The sequence below is a fragment of the Acinetobacter sp. 228 genome, assembly GCF_048147885.1.
This window is the reverse complement of the sequence record NZ_JAYWYV010000316.1, coordinates 1-1,299: the sequence shown is the minus strand read 5'-3', so window position 1 is coordinate 1,299 and position 1,299 is coordinate 1. Positions and strand designations below refer to the sequence as shown.

Below are 1,299 nucleotides of genomic sequence, written 5' to 3'. Positions count from 1 at the left end.
TAGTCCACTGGTTTAAAACCTCAGCCACTTCACGGTGCATATCAACGTTAAAGCTATTCAGTGCTTTTGGGCGGTTAAATGTCAGGTAGCCAACACCATTTTTTTCTTCAGCAATAATATTTTGATAGTCCATCACTCACCTCTAAACACTGGCTTTCTTTTCTCAAAGAAAGCATTAATCCCTTCGTTTCGATCTTTTGTAGCCGCCAACCAGACAAAGTTTTGACGTTCAAACTTGAGTCCCTGACTTAACGTTGTTTCATGAATACTTTTAATTGATTGTTTAATCACGCGAATCGCTAAAGGCGCTTGTTTGGCAATTTTGGCTGCAAGTTGAACCGCATATTCAACGGTTAATTCGGTCGGAACCACTTGACTGCAAATGCCATGTTGCTCGGCTTGTTTTGCCGAAATCATCTCCCCTGTCATGGCCCAGCGCATGGTAAGTTGTTGCCCAACCAAGCGTGCTAAACGCTGTGTTCCGCCTGCACCCGGCAACATACCAAGGCCAATTTCAGGTAAAGCAAAACGGGCATTTTCACCGCAAATCACCATATCTGAATGTAAAACCAACTCAAACCCAGCGCCCAAGGCATAGCCATTCACTGCACTAATCAGCGGTTTACTAAAAGCATCAATTTTTTGCCAAAGCTTCGGGCGAATATCGAGTTGCAAAGACACGGCGTCCATTGCAGCCAACTCACTTAGATCTGCTCCAGCCGCAAAACACTGAGCGTTACCCGTTAAAACCACTGCTTTGACTTGAGCATTATGTTCAGCTTCTTCGAGCAACTCGCACAAACACTGCAATGTTGCATTGTTTAATGCATTTCTTTTTTCCGGACGGTTTAGGGTTAATAACAAAACACCGTCAGCAGCTGTACTGGCTTTGATCAACTCTTGCATGACAGCCTCTATTCATCAAAACTCAAGCGAACATTTGAGCCTTTTGGTAAGGTCTGACAGCTCAGCACATAGCCCTTTTCAACTTCATCTTCTTCAAGACTATAGTTAAGGAACATGTCGACTTCGCCTGAAAGCACCTTACAGCGACAGGTCGCACACACCCCACCTTTACATGCATACGGTAAATCAGCACCAGCACGTAAAGCCGCATCAAGAATACTTTCGTCGTCCTGAGCTACAGAAACAATCAGCTCACGACCATCTAAAATGATGTTTACTTTTTCTTCTTTACGGTTTGCATCCGTTTCAACACTACGTTTACGCGCTTGCCCTGTATGGAAACGTTCGGTGTGAATGCGCTCTTTGGCAATACCAAAGTTCGGTAAAGTATTT

Annotated in this window: 2 protein-coding genes and 1 pseudogene; all 3 read right to left on the bottom strand. The window is 44.2% G+C overall.

Annotated elements, in window-relative coordinates; all coding sequences use genetic code 11:
* Positions 1-133, bottom strand: a pseudogene (locus VXQ92_RS18555) (2-(1,2-epoxy-1,2-dihydrophenyl)acetyl-CoA isomerase); the annotation flags it as partial.
* A complete protein-coding gene (locus tag VXQ92_RS18550) occupies positions 133-906 on the bottom strand; it encodes an enoyl-CoA hydratase-related protein (RefSeq protein WP_001156942.1) in 774 nt (257 codons plus the stop codon). The pseudogene VXQ92_RS18555 and the gene VXQ92_RS18550, both read right to left, overlap by 1 nt.
* Positions 907-914: 8 nt before the next feature.
* The coding region (locus tag VXQ92_RS18545) for a 2Fe-2S iron-sulfur cluster-binding protein (RefSeq protein ID WP_416682798.1) at positions 915-1,299 on the bottom strand (385 nt) is incomplete at its 5' end.

Bases quoted from the DNA above. Each gene is read 5' to 3' on its own strand.
- VXQ92_RS18550 (WP_001156942.1), bottom strand. From the start codon at position 906: ATGCAAGAGTTGATCAAAGCCAGTACAGCTGCTGACGGTGTTTTGTTA.